This is a genomic window from Dyella subtropica, from assembly GCF_026283965.1.
Lineage (GTDB): Bacteria > Pseudomonadota > Gammaproteobacteria > Xanthomonadales > Rhodanobacteraceae > Dyella_D > Dyella_D subtropica.
Genome location: NZ_JAPDPD010000031.1, coordinates 1 through 17,952, shown reverse-complemented (window position 1 = coordinate 17,952; position 17,952 = coordinate 1). Strand labels below are relative to the sequence as shown.

Annotated in this window: 18 protein-coding genes; 5 read left to right on the top strand and 13 right to left on the bottom strand. The window is 63.7% G+C overall.

Annotated elements, in window-relative coordinates; translation table 11 throughout:
• Positions 1-131: 131 nt before the first annotated feature.
• Genes OUZ45_RS19990 through OUZ45_RS19975 form a run of 4 tightly spaced genes read right to left on the bottom strand, consistent with a single transcriptional unit; the run spans position 132 to position 2,048 of the window.
• Positions 132-395 (bottom strand): BolA family protein, encoded by a 264-nt coding sequence (locus OUZ45_RS19990; RefSeq protein WP_266172091.1) that lies wholly within the window; start codon positions 393-395, stop codon positions 132-134.
• A complete protein-coding gene (locus OUZ45_RS19985; protein WP_266172090.1) occupies positions 392-697 on the bottom strand; it encodes a YciI family protein in 306 nt (101 codons plus the stop codon). Before OUZ45_RS19985 ends, OUZ45_RS19990 begins: the two co-directional genes overlap by 4 nt.
• A 51-nt stretch (positions 698-748) precedes the next feature.
• Positions 749-1,714, bottom strand: a complete 966-nt coding sequence (locus OUZ45_RS19980; protein WP_266172089.1) for a hypothetical protein — start codon at positions 1,712-1,714, stop codon at positions 749-751.
• 4 nt (positions 1,715-1,718) lie between these two features.
• Positions 1,719-2,048 (bottom strand): thioredoxin family protein, encoded by a 330-nt coding sequence (locus OUZ45_RS19975; RefSeq protein WP_266172088.1) that lies wholly within the window; start codon positions 2,046-2,048, stop codon positions 1,719-1,721.
• Positions 2,049-2,258: 210 nt separating this feature from the next.
• On the opposite strand from OUZ45_RS19975, the gene OUZ45_RS19970 reads away from it, so the two are divergent.
• Positions 2,259-2,984, top strand: coding sequence for a cytochrome c biogenesis CcdA family protein (locus OUZ45_RS19970; RefSeq protein ID WP_266172087.1), 726 nt, complete (start codon positions 2,259-2,261; stop codon positions 2,982-2,984).
• Positions 2,985-3,534: 550 nt separating this feature from the next.
• On the opposite strand, the gene lysS is transcribed toward OUZ45_RS19970, so the two are convergent.
• The 3 genes from lysS to prfB form a co-directional block, all read right to left on the bottom strand.
• A complete protein-coding gene (gene lysS, locus OUZ45_RS19965) occupies positions 3,535-5,055 on the bottom strand; it encodes a lysine--tRNA ligase (RefSeq protein WP_266172086.1) in 1,521 nt (506 codons plus the stop codon).
• Between the two features lie 107 nt (positions 5,056-5,162).
• The gene (locus OUZ45_RS19960; protein WP_266172085.1) at positions 5,163-5,492 is read right to left on the bottom strand and encodes a hypothetical protein; all 330 of its coding nucleotides are present in this window, start codon (positions 5,490-5,492) and stop codon (positions 5,163-5,165) included.
• A gap of 40 nt (positions 5,493-5,532) precedes the next feature.
• Positions 5,533-6,658, bottom strand: a protein-coding gene (prfB, locus tag OUZ45_RS19955) for a peptide chain release factor 2 (protein ID WP_266172084.1) whose coding sequence is annotated in 2 segments (ribosomal slippage) — positions 5,533-6,582 and positions 6,584-6,658 — 1,125 coding nt in all. Because the reading frame shifts where the segments join, the coding sequence is not laid out codon by codon here.
• 161 nt (positions 6,659-6,819) lie between these two features.
• Here prfB and OUZ45_RS19950 point away from each other — a divergent pair.
• Positions 6,820-8,100, top strand: a complete 1,281-nt coding sequence (locus OUZ45_RS19950) for a retropepsin-like aspartic protease (RefSeq protein ID WP_266172083.1) — start codon at positions 6,820-6,822, stop codon at positions 8,098-8,100.
• A 130-nt stretch (positions 8,101-8,230) separates the two neighbouring features.
• On the opposite strand, the gene asnB is transcribed toward OUZ45_RS19950, so the two are convergent.
• The 6 genes from asnB to OUZ45_RS19920 form a co-directional block, all read right to left on the bottom strand.
• Positions 8,231-9,913: an asparagine synthase B gene (gene asnB, locus OUZ45_RS19945; RefSeq protein ID WP_266172082.1), complete on the bottom strand. Its 1,683-nt coding sequence runs from the start codon at positions 9,911-9,913 to the stop codon at positions 8,231-8,233.
• A 108-nt stretch (positions 9,914-10,021) separates the two neighbouring features.
• Positions 10,022-10,153 carry a hypothetical protein gene (locus tag OUZ45_RS19940; RefSeq protein WP_266172081.1) on the bottom strand — a complete coding sequence of 44 codons (132 nt, stop codon included), beginning with the start codon at positions 10,151-10,153 and terminating at the stop codon, positions 10,022-10,024.
• Positions 10,154-10,203: 50 nt separating this feature from the next.
• Positions 10,204-10,569: a SpoIIAA family protein gene (locus OUZ45_RS19935; RefSeq protein ID WP_266172080.1), complete on the bottom strand. Its 366-nt coding sequence runs from the start codon at positions 10,567-10,569 to the stop codon at positions 10,204-10,206.
• An 83-nt stretch (positions 10,570-10,652) separates the two neighbouring features.
• Complete coding sequence (gene recJ, locus OUZ45_RS19930) at positions 10,653-12,368, bottom strand: single-stranded-DNA-specific exonuclease RecJ (protein ID WP_266172079.1); 1,716 nt, start codon at positions 12,366-12,368, stop codon at positions 10,653-10,655.
• A complete protein-coding gene (locus OUZ45_RS19925) occupies positions 12,365-13,282 on the bottom strand; it encodes a phosphoglycerate mutase (RefSeq protein ID WP_266172078.1) in 918 nt (305 codons plus the stop codon). Before OUZ45_RS19925 ends, recJ begins: the two co-directional genes overlap by 4 nt.
• Positions 13,283-13,284: 2 nt before the next feature.
• Complete coding sequence (locus OUZ45_RS19920; protein ID WP_266172077.1) at positions 13,285-15,204, bottom strand: ABC-F family ATP-binding cassette domain-containing protein; 1,920 nt, start codon at positions 15,202-15,204, stop codon at positions 13,285-13,287.
• A gap of 336 nt (positions 15,205-15,540) precedes the next feature.
• On the opposite strand from OUZ45_RS19920, the gene OUZ45_RS19915 reads away from it, so the two are divergent.
• The 3 genes from OUZ45_RS19915 to OUZ45_RS19905 all read left to right on the top strand — a co-directional run bounded on the left by OUZ45_RS19915 (position 15,541) and on the right by OUZ45_RS19905 (position 17,824).
• Positions 15,541-15,882, top strand: coding sequence for a hypothetical protein (locus tag OUZ45_RS19915; RefSeq protein ID WP_266172076.1), 342 nt, complete (start codon positions 15,541-15,543; stop codon positions 15,880-15,882).
• A 145-nt stretch (positions 15,883-16,027) separates the two neighbouring features.
• Complete coding sequence (locus OUZ45_RS19910) at positions 16,028-17,065, top strand: agmatine deiminase family protein (RefSeq protein WP_266172075.1); 1,038 nt, start codon at positions 16,028-16,030, stop codon at positions 17,063-17,065.
• A 231-nt stretch (positions 17,066-17,296) separates the two neighbouring features.
• Complete coding sequence (locus tag OUZ45_RS19905) at positions 17,297-17,824, top strand: YbhB/YbcL family Raf kinase inhibitor-like protein (protein WP_266172074.1); 528 nt, start codon at positions 17,297-17,299, stop codon at positions 17,822-17,824.
• Positions 17,825-17,952: the final 128 nt, after the last annotated feature.

The window sequence follows — 17,952 nt, the reverse complement described above, 5'->3', positions numbered from 1 at the left end:
GCAAGTCAGCAGGGAGTGCCCATGGCGATGGGCGACGAGGCACTGTGCCAAACGCGGGCCGGAGCCGCAACGCGCCTGACATATGGATATAGCTTTAAGAGTAAAGCCTATACCACTGTTATGAAAGGAATTTAACGATCCGGCGCTCGCGCATCGATGGACAGGGCATGGATACCGTTGTCCATCAGCCCTTCCAGCGCCGCATAAATCATCCGATGCCGCTTGAGCGGCAACTGGCCAGCGAAGGCGGCGCTGACGATACGTACGTGGAAATGCCCCTTGCCCTCGTTGGCATGGCCAGCGTGCTTGTGGCCCTCGTCCAATACTTCCAGCTCGACCGGTGTGAGCGCCAACTGCAGGCGCTCGCGGATCTGATCAACCATCGGCCTGTTCATGCCGGCGGCAACGCCTTGCGGAACGGTTTGATGCTGACGCTGACGTAGACACCGGCCGCCACATACGGATCAGCGTTGGCCCAGGTTTCGGCCTCTGCCTGTGAAGGGAACTCAGCCAGGATCAAGCTGCCGGTAAACCCGGCCGGACCCGGGTCTTCCGACTCGATCGCGGGAAACGGACCAGCCACCAGCAGTCGACCCTCATCCAGCAGCTTCTGCAGGCGCTCGATATGCGCCGGCCGGGCGGCCTTGCGCTTTTCCAGCGAATCCGGAACGTCCTGACCAATAATCGCAAACCACATAAGAGACTCCGCGCAGATCGAATCGGCGATTTTAACTGACTACGCCGCCCATCAACGCCCCTTTGTGATTCGCATGCGCAGGCGCGCCAGGGGTGCACGGTCATCAAACACGATGCTCCCCTGTTCCTCGGCAACACCAAGTTTGCGGAACAGCCCCTCCAGGTCGACCCGAACCGGCTTGTCCTTCATCTCGGCATAGAGTTTTGTCAGCACGCCGGTACCGGTCGCCGCATCGCCGGACGCCAATACCTTGTCGACGGACCACGTCACGCCATTGCCACTACTGTCCCGGTTGATGGCGCGTAGTGCATCTTGCAGGCTTCGGCGTCCGTCGGTTTGTTCGTAGATCGCGACTTCCGCAAGGAGCCAGAACGCGGCTCCGCCCCAATAGGTACGCCCCCAGGTATGGGTGTGGTCCAGTCCGAGATCACCGGGCATGGGCTGCCCTTTGGGCATGTCTTCGACCGACCAGCGCCACGCGATCTCCGGGCTGAGCTGGCCGGCCTGGGCGCGTGCGATCGGCTCGATATAGGTCGCGTTGCCCTCCAGCAGCCACGCGCTTTGACGGGGGACCTCGGGCAAGGCCAGGTGGATCATCTCGTGGACCAGCATCCAGTCCTCAAGAAACGCATCGTCGGCGGCGTCGCGGCCCACATAAAGGCGAATCGCCGAACCCGCGAAGCCATAGGTCGTTGCCGGTCCGATGCGGTTGCTCGCTCCGGCGATGACCAGCAGGCCAACATGCTTGACTGGGAATCGGCCGAAATAAGTCACGACCGCCGTAGCGCTCTTTCGAATCCAGCGGATCACGCGATCATGATCGAGACCGGGTGCGCCATCGGCAAAGACTACGTCGAGGTCCCCACCGCCAATGGACAGGCGCTGATGTGGCTGATCTCTTAGCGCGGCATACAGTGAAGCGGCATCGTCATAGTCGCGCTGCAGCAGCGCGTCGGGCAGCCACGCGCCGAGCGCCAGGCCGCCAGCGATCGCGTACAGGAAGCGCCGCCGCTCCATACCCCTAACGAATGCCGCTCGACGCGAGCGCCTTGATCTGGGCCGGGTCGGTCACCCCCACCAGCCGTCCGGTTTCCTTGGTGCCGTCATAGGCAATCAATGTGCTTTGTTGGAGGATGCCCAGCAGGCGCTTTTCGGCCTGCTGGGTATCGAAGTCGAGCCGCAGGATGACCAGTTTCGAAAAAGCGGGATCGGCGGCGATGGCCGCGATCGTTGGCGCCTGTTTGCGGCAAATGGGGCACCAGTCGGCATAGGCATCGACCAATATCGGCTTACCGGCCGCCTGAGCCGCATGCAGCGCTGCGATGGTGAATGGCTGGACCGGCTGGGCCATGGCCGGCGACGCCACAGCGAAGGCCAACACCAGCGAAAATGCGCTAAGCAAGCGTGAAACGAACATGACGGCGAGCCCTTGAGTGTCCGATACCACGGTTTATTCGCTACGGCGAGACTGGCGGTTACCACCTTACGTGCCGCCATGGCCAGTGACCCACAGGCCGGTTTCTAGGCGTAACCAGACAGCCCTTCCCTGCGAAACATTGCCATGAGCACTGACCTTAATCCTCTCTTCGCCTACGCGGCGGGTGCGCTGACGATTCTTTCGCCCTGCGTACTTCCACTCGTCCCCATCGTGCTCGGCAGCGCAGCACAACGCCACCGATGGGGGCCGCTGGCGCTCGCGATGGGGCTGGTCATCTCGTTTACATTCACCGGTTTCGCCATCGCGGCGACCAGTACCTCCACCGGACTGGACGGTACCACCCTCCGCCACTGGAGCGCGATCCTGCTGATCCTGGTCGGCGCCATCCTGCTTTTGCCGAAGGTGGAGCTGCTGTTCGAGAAGGCGGCCGGGCCGCTCGCTACCTGGGCAGGGGAACGGCAAGCAAGGCTGGATCGCTTCGGCCTCTCGGGTCAGGCGGGCATCGGTGTGCTGTTGGGTCTGGTCTGGAGCCCCTGCGTCGGACCGACGCTGGGCGCGGCGACGCTGCTGGCCGCGCAAGGGAAAAACCTGGCGCAGGTGGCGCTGGTCATGGCCGCGTTTGGCCTGGGCATCGCCACGGTGCTGCTGGCCATCGCCATGGCCACACGCGGTGTCCTATCGCGCTGGCGGAGCCGGATGATGAATGCTGGTAGCCGCGGCCGAAAAATGCTCGGCGCGCTCCTCATCATCGTCGGCCTGTTGATCGTGACGGGCGCCGATCACGTACTCGAAAGCATCATCATCGGCATCCTGCCGGACTGGTTGACGAATCTCAGTACGTCGCTCTGAGAAAGCCCTGTCTCCTGCACACATATCGCGTCTGCATGGAGCTGTGCTCTTTCGACCCATGTGGATATGGCTACCTCCAGATAAGCGAGGGTTTGCTCTTGATCTTGGGGGCCCCTGTGGAGCGGTGAGGGCTGGACGATCAGGCCCGCAGGGGCATGGGCATGGATGCCCATGCCTTTTCGACACGACAGGGACGTCGTGTCGAAAAGCCCGGCCAGACCTCATGGACTCGGAGGGCGAAGCCCGTAGAGCGCGAAACCGGGGTGGCCTCTCTTTTGGTTACTTTTCTCTGGCCAAACAGAGAAAAGTGACTCGGACCGCGGCAGCGGTTCGAAAGCCCGCGGCAGGCGAGCCAGGTCGCGACAGCGCGATAACCGAAGCGCTAAGTCACTGGATTCCGGCCTACGCCGGAATGACGAAATAAAGACGGTGAGCCGAGCACCCGCCCCTCACCCCAACCCCCTCCCCGACAGGGAGAGGGAACAGAAGCATGCACATGCACGCGTCCCCGGTCGCACCAGAGCAACCGGGCCAGCGTGCAACGGAATGCTCAGGCCTCCGGACGCATATAGGGGAACAGCAACACGTCGCGGATCGACGCGGCACCGGTCAGCAGCATCACCAGACGGTCGATACCGATGCCGAGGCCACCGGTCGGCGGCAGGCCCACTTCCAGCGCGCGGATGTAGTCGGCGTCGAAGTGCATGGCTTCGTCGTCGCCGGCATCTTTGGCGGCTACCTGGGCGCGGAAGCGGGCTTCCTGGTCTTCCGGGTCGTTCAACTCGGAGAAGCCGTTGGCCAGTTCCTTGCCGTTGACGAACAGCTCGAAGCGGTCGGTGATGCCGGGTTTGGTGTCGCTCTCGCGGGCCAGCGGCGAGATTTCCACCGGATGATCGGTGATGAAAGTGGGCTGCACCAGGGTGTGCTCCACCGTCTTCTCGAAGATTTCCAGCAGCAGGCGGCCCCAGCCGGCTTCGCCCTTGATGTAGATACCCAGCCGCTTGCAGTGCGCGGCGAGTGCTTCGCGGTCGCGCAATTCTTCGCGGCGAATCTCCGGGTTCAACTCCAGCACCGCGTCTTCCATGCTCCAGCGACGGAAGGCCGGCCCAACGTCGATGTCCGCGCCATCCCATTGCAGCTGGGTCGTGCCGATAACCGCCTTGGCCGACTCGCGAATCACTTCCTCGGTGAGGTCCATGATCTCGGTGTGAGTGGCGTACGCCTGATACAGCTCCAGCATGGTGAACTCGGGGTTGTGCCGGGTGGACACGCCCTCGTTGCGGAAATTGCGGTTGATCTCGTAGACGCGGTCGAAACCGCCGACCACCAGGCGCTTGAGGTAAAGCTCCGGCGCCACGCGCAGGTACAAGTCCATATCCAGCGCATTGTGGTGGGTGACGAACGGCTTGGCCGTAGCGCCGCCGGGGATGATATGCATCATCGGCGTTTCCACTTCCATGAAGCGGCGCGGCTCGGCCTCCAGCCACTTGCGGATGAAGCCGATGATGCGCGAGCGCTGTGCAAACGTGCGACGCGCCTCTTCAGTGACGATCAGGTCGACATAGCGCTGGCGGTAGCGCTGCTCCACATCGGCCAGGCCGTGGAACTTGTCCGGCAACGGGCGCAGGCTCTTGGTCAGCAGGCGCAGCGTGCCCACTTTCACCGACAACTCACCGGTCTTGGTGCGCATCAGCACGCCTTCGGCGCCGACGATGTCGCCCGCGTCCCAACCCTTGAAGGCTTCGTAGGTTGCCTCTCCCACCGTGCCCTGGTGGATGAACAGCTGAATGCGGCCAGTCATGTCCTGCATCTGCACGAAACTGACCTTGCCCTGCACGCGCTTGAGCACGATGCGACCGGCCACCTTGACACGGCGCGCGGCGGCCTCGATGACTTCGGCCGTATGGACGTCCTTATCCTCGAACTCGGCCTGCAGGTCGCCGACGAAGGCGTCGATCTTGAAGTCGTTCGGGAAGGCGATGCCCTGCCCGCGCAACGCTTTCAGTTTCTCGCGGCGCTCGGCGATCAGCTTGTTCTCGTCGATGGGCAGGGTATCGGTCGTTTCGCTCATGAGGTTTCCGTAGCTGCTGGCGCCCGCAGTCGGCCGGCGCGTTTTATCGTTTAGATCATCGGGATTTAGATCAGCGGACCGGGCATGTTGCTTGCCAGCGCCGTTCGTCAATCGTCCTTGCCAAACACGTGCTTGACTGCGTGCTTGGTGGCGTCCCAGCCCTCGCGCGCGCCGTGGCCGATGCCCTTGCCTGCGTCGCGCGCACCATGCCCAACCTTGACGCCTGCATCGCGTGCACCGTGCCCCACCTTGACGGCCGCATCCCGCGTCGCATGCCCGACGTCGCGGCCGGCATCGCCGACAGCCCTGCCGGCGGCTTTCGCATCCTGCTTGATGCCCTGGCCGGAGGAGTTTTCCTGCTGCGCGCCCGCCGTGTCGCTCAAAGCCGTGAACACCGCGCAGACGATCAGAATCCGGACAATCCTGCTGCTGTTCATGGAGGCACCTTGTCGTTGATGGGGAACGATGACGGACAGGTTACGCGTCGATGCGCTTGGCACCCGCATCCAGGCCGGATTTCAAGCTCGCCTCGACAAACTCGTCCAGGTCACCGTCCAGCACTTTCTGCGTGTCCGAGCGTTCGATGCCGGTGCGCAGATCCTTGATGCGGCTCTGGTCCAGCACGTAGTTGCGAATCTGGCTGCCCCAGCCAATGTCGGACTTGGAAGCTTCCAGCGCATCCTTCTCGGCATTGCGCTTTTGCAGCTCCAGTTCGTACAGCTTGGCAGCCAGCATCTTCATGGCGCGGTCGCGGTTGGCGTGCTGGCTGCGCTCGGTCTGGCAGGCCACGACCGTATTGGTCGGGACATGCGTGATACGCACGGCCGATTCGGTCTTGTTGACGTGCTGACCACCGGCGCCGGACGAGCGATACACGTCGGTCCTGAGGTCGGCCGGGTTGATGTCGATGTCAATGTCGTCATCCACTTCCGGCGCCACGAACACCGAGGTGAAGCTGGTGTGGCGGCGGTTGTCGGAGTCGAACGGCGATTTGCGCACCAGGCGATGCACGCCAATCTCGGTCTTCAGCCAGCCGTAGGCGTAGTCGCCCTCGACGCGGAAGGTGGCGGATTTGATGCCAGCCACTTCGCCGCCGCTGACTTCCAGCAGTTCGGTCTTCCAGCCGCGCGACTCGCACCAGCGCAGATACATGCGCAGCAGAATTTCGGCCCAATCCTGGGCCTCGGTGCCACCGGCACCGGCCTGGATATCGACGAACGCGTTGTTGGCGTCCATCTTGCCGGAGAACATGCGCTGGAATTCCAGCTTGCTCACCTGGGCATCGAGCTTGCCGAGGTCGGTGATGATGGAGTTGATGGTCTCTTCGTCGCCGTCAGCGGCGGCCATCTCCAGCAGCTCGCTGGCGTCGGTCAGGCCGGCGGTCAGCGAGTCGATGCCGCTGACGATGGTGTCCAGGCGGGCGCGTTCGCGGCCCAGTTCCTGCGCGCGCGGCGGGTCGTCCCACACGTTGGGGCTTTCCAGTTCGCGGCTTACTTCTTCCAGACGCTCACGCTTGGTGGCGTAGTCAAAGATACCCCCTAAGCGACTCGACGCGGCCCCGGAGGTCCGCGATCTGCGCGAGGATCGGATTGGTTTCGATCATGGATGGAAAATCATGAGAAAACGGCCGTACATGGTAACAGAGCGAGAACGGCTGGGGATGGGCGGGACGGCGTGGCGCTGCACGGACGACCGGACGGAAAACATGAAATCGTCGCCAACGGCTCTCTATACTCGGCTCCCCTCCCGGCAAGGACGCAACGGATGAGATCGAGATTGGCGGCATGGAGCCTGGCGGCATTCTTGATGGCAGGCGCGAACGACCTTTCCGCGGCTGATGCCCCTCCGCCCGCGCCCGCTGCCATGACAGCGCCCCAGGCGATGAAGACGGTATCGCTGGCGCTGTCGCGTGTCGACGTGCCAGCCATGGCCGAGCTGTATCAGCAGAACCCTGATCCGGTCGTCCGCGTGCTTGCCGCGATGACCCTGGAGCGCATCCATTTCAACCTGGGCAAGTCCAGCGAGGATGCCCTTCTGTGCGAAAAGGAGTTGCTCGACAAGCGTCCTCAGGTCGCCTTTTTTTGCGCGGGCTTTGCCAACGGCAATCTGCGCCTTTCCAAAGGCTCCAAAGCGGCTGAGGCCGACGCGCTGGCCATCTTGCGACGATTTCAGGGACGCGTGCCGCAGGCCGATCTCGACGCGCTGAGCAGCTTCGTGGAACAACGCCGCGGCCTGCCCGAGTTCCAGCTGTCCAGGCCAGAGAGTGTCGTCACTATCCCGCTGACTAAGGCATACGGCGACGATCGCGGCGAGGTGACGCTAGAGGCCAACGGCGAATCCAGCCGGATGATTCTGGACACTGGCGCCGGCCCCGTCGTGCTGGACGAAGACACCGCAAAAAAGCTGGGTGTGCGCCTGACCGGCATCGACGGACGGATCGGCGGACTCCTTTCGAAAGGCGTGCCAACACAGCAGGGTGTCCTCGATAAGGCAACATTCGGCGGCATCACGCTCGAGAACGTACCGGTGGAGGTCGTCCAGGCCCATCGTCGCCTGATCGGCATGGATGTGTTGCGTCACCTGGGCGCGTTCCATTTGACCAAACGCAATCTCTACATCTACAGCAAGACCAGCACGCGTCCTGTTTGCGACCAACCGATGCTCGTTTCGACCAGCCTATGGGGCAACAGTGTGCGCGCGGTGACCGCGCTTTCCATCGACGGCACCCTGCGCACCACCTTGCTGGACAGCGGCAGCGCGTTCTACCTCAACGGCAACCAGGCGGCAGCAGAACAGGTTGGCGTCATCTACAACCGCCGCTTGCATCTGAGCGACATCGGCGCCACGCATGCGGCACGCGTCAGCCAGGCCACCGCTGATGTGATCGTCTCCGGCCAGCCCATCAAGATGACGTTCGGCGTGTTCCGTGATGTCGACATGCCGTGGGACTACATCCTCGGCAGCGGGTCACTCGGCGATATGGACTTCTTCTTCGACTTCGATCGGCACAACACCTGCCTGCTGCTGCACAACAATCTGCGGTGACCACCGTCCTCTCGCAGGCGCTGCTTCTACCCCTCCCCCTGCCTGTTCCGAAAAGGGACAAACAGGGGGTAGCCAATGGCTTGCGTAGCTGGGGTTCGACACCCATCAGGTGCGCTGGGATGCCCCCGCGCTACGCCAGCGCTTGCTGGTGCACGCCACGCACCGCGCGCCCCGAAGGATCTGCCGCGTTGGCAAAGGCCGGGTCCCAGGCCAGCGCAGCCGGCGAGGAACAGGCGATCGATTTGCCCCCAGGTACGGTGGCTGCGCAAGCCGCTCCCGGGAAGTGCTGTTCGAAGATACGGCGGTACAGGTAGGCCTCTTTGGTGGCCGGTGGGTTGTGGGGGAAACGCGTGGCCGCCGCGGCGAATTCGCGATCGCTGATGGCCTGCTCCGCATGTGCTTTCAATCCATCGATCCAGCCATAGCCTACGCCGTCGCTGAATTGTTCTTTCTGGCGCCACAGAATCGAATCCGGCAATGCGCCTTGGAAAGCCTCACGCAGCACCGCCTTTTCGATGCGGCCCTGCCCGGCCATTTTGTATTTGGCGTCCAGGCCCATTGCCACATCCATGAATTCCAGATCGAGGAACGGCACGCGAGCCTCCACGCCCCAGGCCATCATGGCCTTGTTCGCACGTAGGCAGTCGTAGCTGTGCAACGCGTCGAGCTTGCGCACGGTTTCCTCGTGAAAGGCTTCGGCGGAAGGCGCCTTGTGGAAGTACAGGTAGCCACCAAAGATCTCGTCCGAGCCCTCGCCCGATAGCACCATCTTCACGCCCATGGCCTTGATACGGCGAGCCAACAGGTACATCGGAGTGGAGGCGCGAATGGTGGTGACGTCGTAGGTCTCGATGTGGCGGATCACTTCGGGCAACGCATCCAGCCCCTCCCAGAAGGTGTAGACGAAGCCGTGATGCACGGTGCCCAGCGCGTCGGCGGCAACTTTGGCGGCGGCCAGGTCGGGCGAACCTTCCAGCCCGATGGCAAAAGAATGCAGACGCGGCCACCAGGCCTCGGTGCGATCGTCGTCCTCGATCCGTTCGCGAGCGAATCGGGCGGCGCAGGCGGCCACCAGCGACGAATCCAAACCGCCCGAGAGCAGCACGCCGTAAGGCACGTCCGTCATCAATTGGCGATGCACGGCCTGTTCGAAGGCTTCGCGCAATGCGGCGGGTGCGATGTCGTGTCCGCGCGTTGCCTCATAGTCGCGCCAGCGCTTGTGGTAGTAACGGGTCAGTTCGCCGGTGGCGCTGTCGTAGACGTGGCCGGGCGGGAACGTATCGACATCCGCGCACACCCCCGCCAAGGCCTTCATCTCCGATGCCACGCACAGGCGTCCTTCTCCATCGTGCCCCCAATACAGCGGGCAAACGCCGAGAGGGTCGCGTGCAATGAGGTAGCGCTGTGCCTCACTGTCCCAGAGCGCAAAGGCGAAGATGCCGTTGAGCTGCGGCAGGCCATGTTTGATGAATTCGGCCGCCCCTTGCTCGCGATACAACGCGTTGATCACCTCGCAATCGGAGCCGGTGGTGAAGTCGTAATCGCTGGCCGCGCGCAGCTCGCGGTGGTTGTAGATCTCGCCGTTCACCGCCAGGGCCAGCGACTCGTCGCGCGAACGGAGCGGCTGCGCACCGCTGGCCGGGTCCACGATGGCCAGACGCTCGTGCACCAGGATCACGCCGGCATCGACGAACACGCCGCTCCAGTCGGGACCACGATGACGCTGGCGCTGCGACAGCTCCAGCGCCTGGCGGCGTAGCGCGGCCAAGTCGTCACCGGGCTGCAGGTCGAACATGCCGAAGATGGAACACATGGTCTTGCACTCCTCGAAGGGTTGATGACGCGCAAAACAGCGCGCTGAAACAAAAAAAGGGCCCGCGGTTGGCGGGCCCTTTGCGTGAAATCTGGAGACTTTTCGTGTCTACACGCCGGCCCACCCGTCGAAGCGGAGATTGTTATTGGCGTTATTGTTCAGGCCGTTCGCAGCCATGCAGACGCTCGCCGCGGAAGCGGCGTAGAACGTGCGCAGATGGGCAATAGGAAAAGCAGTCATGGCCGCGACTTTAAGCACAGCCCGCGGCTACACGCAAGCGGAAATTAGGATCAGGTGGTGCAGACCCAGGCCCTGGCATCGTCCAGTTCCGCGCTGTGGAACAGCCGGAACTGACCGGGCGAGAGGAACCCCAACGCCCTGGCCAGCGTCCGTATCCAGCCGACATCGGTCACCAGCGCTGCGCGCTCCCAGCCGCTGAAATGGCGGAAACCCAGCTTGGCGTCGTCCCACATCGCACCGGCGTCGAAACCGGTGAAATCCTCGTCGGTATGGAACATCACCCGCAGCTTGGGATTGATGGCAAACGCCGCTTCGATATCCGGCACGATCACCTGCTCGTAATCCTTGGCGGTGACCTGGTTGTGAGCGGTGAAGCCGAGCACCCCGGGCGGCAGGCCAGTCATCTGCACGATCATGGCGATACCTCGCTCGTCAATGTCAGCCTAGTGCATACGCCACGGACGGCCATTTGCAAGCGAGAGTGTGTGAAGACGGGCTCCTACAGGGCCTCGATGTGACGCAACAGCAGGCGTGGCGTCTCGCGCCCCTGCCAGTCGTTGATAGTCAGCTCGTAGACCGCGCGCAGGCGTGGCGGCGGGGGCTGGCCGATGTAGGCGTTGAACATTACGGCGTCGATGAGGCTGCCGTCGCGCGGGTCGCTCAGGCTCAGGCGCAGGTGGTTTTCGCCCATCACGCGCCAGCTGGCGCATTCGAACTCATTGTCGAACAGCGGCTCGGGAAAGGCCTGGCCCCATGGGCCGGCGTAGCGCAGTTGGCGGGCCAGTTCGAGGGTGGCGGCACCGGGCGGCAATTCGCCGTCGGTGTAGAGCACGGCTTGCAGGCGTTCTTCGTCCAGCCATTCGCGAGCGATGGCATCGAAGGCATCGGCGAAGCGCGGGTAGTCGCAGGCTTTGAGACTCAGGCCGGCGGCCATGGCGTGACCGCCGAAGCGTTCGATCAGGCCAGGCTGGCGCGCATCGATGGCGGCAAGTGCGTCGCGAATATGGAACCCGGCGATGGAGCGTGCGGAGCCGCGCAAGTCTTCAGCGTTGTCTTCGCTGGCCGGAGCAAAGGCAATCACGGGGCGATGCAATCGCTCTTTCAATTTGGAGGCCACCAGACCGACCACGCCGGCATGCCAGGAGGGTTCGAACAAGGCCACACCCACGGCGTCGCTGCTCGCGGCCAGGCCCACCATCACTTCCGCCTCGGCTACCATCGCCGCCTGCAGTTCGCGGCGCTCTTGATTGATGGCGCTGAGTTGTTCGGCGTAACGCCGCGCCTTGGCGGCATCGTCGGTCAGCAAACATTCGACGCCAAGGCGCATGTCCTCCAGACGCCCTGCCGCATTCAGGCGAGGGCCGACGGCGTAACCGAGATCGCTGGCGCATAGCGTGGCCAGGCTGCGTTTGCCCGATTCCACCAGTGCGGTGATGCCCGGGCAGGCACGCCCGCTGCGAATGCGCTTGAGGCCCGCCTCGACCAGCACGCGATTGTTGTAATCCAGCGGCACTAGGTCCGCCACGGTGCCGAGCGCTACCAGATCCAGCAGCACCGAGAGATCGGGTTCTTTCGCAGAGCCGAAAGCGCCCTGCTCTCTTAAGCGAGCACGCAAGGCGAGCAGCAGGTAGAACATCACACCCACGCCGGCCAATGCCTTGCTCGGAAAATGGTCACCCGCAAGATTCGGATTCACCATCGCATCCGCCGCAGGCAATTGCTCGCCGGGCAGATGGTGATCGGTGACGATGACGCGCATGCCCAACGCCTGTGCCGTGGCGACGCCAGCCACGCTAGCCACACCGTTGTCGACGGTGATGATCAACTGCGGCTTCGGCTGCAACGAATCGACCAGTGCGGGACTCAGACCATAGCCGTGGATAAAACGATTCGGCACGGCATAGTCGACCCGCTGAGCGCCAAGCAGTCGCAAGCCGCGCACGGCAACAGCCGTGCCGGTGGCGCCATCGCAATCGTAATCGCCGGCAATGAGGATGGACCAGTCGTCGTGGATCGCCTCGAGCAGCAATTCGACGGCACGCTCCATGCCTCCCAATTGCTGCGGCGACAGCAGGCAAGCGAGCCGGTGATCCGCCTGAACCGGTGTGAGCACACCGCGCGCGGCATAGATCTGCTGCAGCACCGGATGCACCGCATCGCTCCAGCCGCTGGGTGTGCCTTGCAGCACTCGGCGGCGCAGATCCAGGCGACTCATCGTCCGCCACCGCGCCAGAAGCGGAAGCGGTGCCATGGGCGATACAGCCAACGCTCGCCACTGGCGAAGCTGAGTTGCATCGGTTGCTTTGCGACCAGCGGTTGCAGCAGCGGCCACCATGATTGTGCGATGTCGTCGACAGGAAGATCCTGCAGGTCGATCAGCCAACCGGGTCGCGCTTGGCCGACGCTCGCTGGCGTGCGCGGCAGCGCCGTCACACCTGCGCGTCGAGCCAGCGCACTCAGCAACACATCGTCACCCACCACCGCAGCAAGACCACTAGTCACCCGAGTCGGCAACCGGCCGCCGCCCCATAGCCAAAGGCTGTTGACGGGAGCCAAGCCGCGCGCACGACGCTCGGCGTTGAGCGGGTGCTGATGCAGCAACACCTGCACCTCGGTGAGCAGAGCACGCCAACGGCGGCCATCCACACCCTGGGGTAGATGCTGGTAGAGGTCTTCGCCCAGTGCCTGCTCGGGCGCGGCGAATTCCGGCACAGGACTGTTCGGCGACAGGCGTACATGCCAACGATCCGGTGAGGTCACCTCGAGGATCATGCCCGCATCGCCGAACACCGGCTTCAACGGGCGCGCCAGCGCCTGGGCGTCTTCCGCGCTCAGCTGCAACTGGCCACAAGCCAGCAAACGGGCACCGTTGAGATCGGGCTGAATCCAGGCCGGATCGGCACATAGCCAGGCGGCGTCCGCAGCATCGCCAGCGATGAGTTCGCGAGTCAACGCGGCGGGAGAAAAGTCGCCGGCGCAGCTGAAGTAACTGGCGAGACCCGCGAGATAACCCTTGGCGCCATCCTCGATGCGATCGGCGCGGGCAAGCAGCGTGCGCAGCGGATGCGACGGGTCGAAACGCGGCAGGTCGGGCAGCCAAAGTTCCAACGGCCTCGCGGCATTGTCCATGCTCAGGCTTCCAGTTGGTCGTAGAGCTCCAGCCACTCGCCTTCGAGCGATTCCTTCTCGCGGCGCAGTTCGGTCTGGCGCTGGCTGAGTTTCATCAGCTCGGATGTGGAGCCGTTGTAGGTCGCTGGATCGGCGAGCTTGCTCTCCAGCGTCGTGAGTTCGGTCTCGATGGTGGCGACGCGTGTTTCGATCTTCTTGACGCGCTGACGGGCGGCCTTCTCATTCTCTCGGTCCGCGACGGCGTTCCGACGGCGCTCTTCGGGCGTTTCGACCAGCACCACGGGCTTGCTGTCGGCAGCGGCCTTCGCCTTCTTGTCTGCCTTTTTGTTGGCCGAGCCACGGCTGCGCAACCAGCGCGCATAGTCGTCCAGATCGCCATCGAATCCTTCGACGACACCATCAGCCACGCGCCAGAAACTGTCGCAGACCATGCCCAGTAAGTGCCGATCGTGCGAGACCAGCACCAGCGCACCATCGAAATCGGACAACGCATCGGCGAGTGCCTCGCGCATGTCCAGATCCAAATGGTTGGTCGGTTCGTCGAGCAGCAGGAGGTTGGGCTTGTCCCAGGCGATCAAGGCGAGCGCGAGACGTGCGCGTTCGCCACCGGAAAAACCGTCGACGGATTCGAAGGCGCGATCACCGGCGAAATTCCACGTACCGAGAAAATCCCGCATCGCCTGCGCGCTAACGCCCGGCGCCTTGTCCTGCAGGTGATCGAACGGACTGGCGCCCTCACGCAGGCTTTCGACCGTGTGCTGGGCGAAGTAGCCGATCTTGAGATCCTTGTGCGCCTTGCGCTCGCCGCCCAACGGTTCCAGCTCGCCGACCAGGGTCTTCACCAGGGTCGATTTACCGGCACCATTGGGACCCAGCAGGCCGATACGCTCGCCGGCTTCGAGGCGGAAGCGCACGTCGCGAAGAATGGTGACGGTGTCGGCGCCGTTCTCGCCGGGATAGCCGGCCTCGATCTCTTCAAGCTGCAGCATCGAATCGGGCAAGCGATCCGGCACGGCGAACTGGAAGTGGAACGGGCGCTCGGCGCGCACCGCCTCAGTGCCCGCCATCTTCTCCAACCGCTTCATGCGCGACTGCGCCTGCTTGGCCTTGCTGGCCTTCGCCTTGAAGCGATCGATAAAGGATTGCAGATGGGCACGCTCGGCCTGCTCACGCTCATGGGCGATCTGCTTCTGGCGCAACTGCTCGGCGCGCAGACGCTCGAAGGCGCTGTAGTTGCCGGTATAGAGTTTGGCGCCGCCATCGTTGAGATGCATCGTATGGGTGATGACGCCGTCGAGGAATTCGCGGTCATGCGAAATGATCAGCAGCGTGCCCTGGTAGCGGCGCAGCCATTCTTCCAGCCACAGCACCGCGTCCAGGTCGAGATGGTTGGTCGGCTCATCAAGCAGCAGCAGTTCGGACGGCGCCATCAGCGCACGGGCCAGATTGAGGCGCACGCGCCAGCCGCCGGAGAACTCTTTGACGGCACGTTCGTGCGTGTCCGCTGAAAAGCCCAGGCCATGCAGCAAACGGCCGGCGCGGGCACGGGCGTCGTAGCCGTGCAGTTCCTCGATGCGGTGATGGGCCTTGGCCATGGCCTCGGTGTCGCCACGGGCATCGGCGTCGTTCTCGTCGCGCAGGGCGGCAGCCAGCTCCACATCGCCGCCCATCACGTATTCGATGGCCGGGTCGGGCAAGGCCGGGGTTTCCTGCGCCACGGAGGCCAGGCGCAACTTGGACGGCATGTCCAGCTCGCCGGCATCACCCTCCAATTGGCCCTGCAGGGCTGCGAACAGGCTGGATTTGCCACAACCGTTGCGGCCAATCACACCCAGCCGCCACCCGCTCTGGATCACCAGGTCGATGTCGGAAAGGAGCAGCCGGCTGCCGCGGCGCAGGGCGAAATGGCGAAAAGCAATCATGGGCGAAACGTATCCTTGCCGAGCGTCCAGCCGCCCGCAGCCGGACATGATAGCGAGCAGCGAGGGGTAAAAAGTAAGGAGTAAGGGGGCAAACACCCGGGCTTGCGCCCTTACTACTTACTTCTCACCCCTTACTGCTCCTAACAAATGCCCACCCCATCGCAGTCACAGCGCTAGCGCATGGCATCGCTGAAACACTTCTGCTACAACGACGCCGCACTGTGCGGTGTTGCGGGGCTCATCCCCTCGCTGCCACTTGGGGACACTATTCGGCACACTGGATTAACGTGCGGAGGCGTAGCTTGGACTGCGCCCTGCCAGCGTGGAGAGGGGACCATGTACAAGCTCAACATCAGCCTGCCGATGATCGTGCTGCTGGCCTCGGCCGGCCTTTCCGCGCCGCAGGCGACTCATGCGGAGAACCTGCTGATCAACCGCGTGCAGCAGGAAAAGGACATGAACCTGCCCATACGTGGCATGAGCATGTCACAGGTGGAGCAGAAGTACGGCGCGCCGCAGCGCAAGCTGTCGCCCCGCGGCGGAGACAGCGCGAAGCATCCGGTGATCAACCGTTGGGACTACTCGAACTTCATCGTGTACTTCGAGCACAGCCACGTGATTCACGCGGTGCTCAATACGCCAGCAGGCAACAATACGAATCCCGCCTCGGTCAACTGACCGTTGGCTGATGATCTACGCGGCCTCTGGCAACAGGGGCCGCGTTGTCGTTTCCGGCCCAGCGTGGCCATCGTCTACACTTTGCATCCTTGCCCGCCAGCCATAGCCTCGGCGGCCTCTTTTTGATGCATGGAATTCGACCGCAATGACTAACCACACGCTGCGCCTACCCGCTGAATGGGAGCCGCAGGCGGCGGTATTGATCGCCTGGCCGCACGCCGATACCGACTGGGCCGAGCGCCTTGCCGACGTGGAAACCACCTATGTAGCCCTGACCGGTGCGGTCACCCGTTTCCAGCCGCTGATCATCGTTGTAGCCGATGCCGAACTACGCGCTCATGCGGAAGTATTGCTGCGTGCTGCGGGCGTGAATCCGTCCCGAATTCGCTTCGTTGAACTGCCTTACGACGACACATGGCTGCGCGACTCCGGCCCGATCACGTTGAATGACGGCCACGGCGCCTTCCAGCTCACCGATTTCCGCTTCACCGGCTGGGGTGGCAAGTTCGGCGCGGAGCAGGACGACGCCTTGATCGCCGGCCTGGTGCAGGCGGGCGTATTCGGACAGGCGGCGCATAAGCGCATCGACTGGGCGCTGGAAGGCGGCGGTATCGAAAGCGACGGCGAAGGCAGCGTTCTCACCACCTGGCGCTGCCTCACCCAGCGCCATCCGGAACAGTCGCGTGAAGCGATGAGCGAGATCCTGCGCAACAGCCTGCATGCCAAGCGTGTGCTGTGGCTGGACTATGGTTATCTGGAAGGCGACGACACCGACGCCCACATCGACACCCTCGCCCGCTTTGCACCAGGCGAGCGCATCGTGTTCCAGGCGTGCGACGACACCAGCGATCCGCACCATGACGAGCTGCAGAAGATGGCGGCGGAGCTGGCCGCGCTGCGCACGCCCGGGGGCAAGCCCTACCAGCTCTATCCGCTGCCATGGGCTCAGCCAATTGTCGACGAGGGGCGCCGCCTAGCCGCTTCGTACGCCAACTACCTGATCGTCAACGGTGCTGTGCTGGTGCCTGCGTATGGCGACAAGGCCGACGAGGAAGCCGCGCGGATCATAGGCCAGGCGCATCCGGGTCGCGAGATCGTGCAGGTGCCCTGCCGCCCGCTGATCTGGCAGAACGGCAGCCTGCACTGCATCACCATGCAGCTGCCTGCCGGCATCGCGCACTGAGACTACCCCGCAAGCTTCCTGTAGGAGCCCACCCGGTGGGCGAAAGCTCCGCAAAGCGGAGCCTGTTTTGCTCTGCGCCGGGTTGAACCCGGCCCTTCCGGGCCGATTCGCGCACAGGGTGCGCTCCTACAACGAAGTCCTGAAGTGTTTCGGCAGGGTGTTTGAGCGTATCGGGACATGGGCATCACACGCAGCGGCGCATGATGCACGGCATGCCTCGGGAGACACCCCATGCTGAAAATCACCGCCACCACCCTGCTCTTTGCCGCGACCACTGCCACGCATGCCGGCAACTTCAGCATCCACGTTGACGCTACCGATGCCAGAGGCATGATCGCGGCGCGTCACACCTATAACGGTTTCGGCTGCACCGGCCAGAACATCGCCCCCGCCATCCAATGGCAAAACGTGCCGGCCAACGCAAAGAGCCTGGCGCTGACCGTGTACGACCCCGACGCGCCCGGAAGCGGCTGGTGGCACTGGGTGGCGATCGATCTGCCGGTGACGAGCATAGGATTACCGCAGGGCGGCGCGTTGCCCCTAGGTGCACACGCCTTGCGCAACGATTTCGGCGATGTCGGCTGGGGTGGACCTTGCCCGCCGGCCGGCGATCCGCCGCACCACTATGTGTTCACCGTCTACGCACTGGATGTTCCCAGCCTGGGTCTGCCCGTCGATGCCTCCGCCGCAAAGGCCAGTGCCATGTTTCGCCAGCACAGCGTCGGCAAGGCGGAAACCACGTTGCGTTTCGGTCGCTGAATCCCCTGAGAGCCTGTTCAATATCTTTTCGTAGCCCACGTTGCCGTTGAGTGGCCGCCAGGTGGCAGTGCGTGGCGCAGCGCCTGGCTGGTTGCCAGGCCAAGCCGCGCGCTGCCACCTGGCGGCCA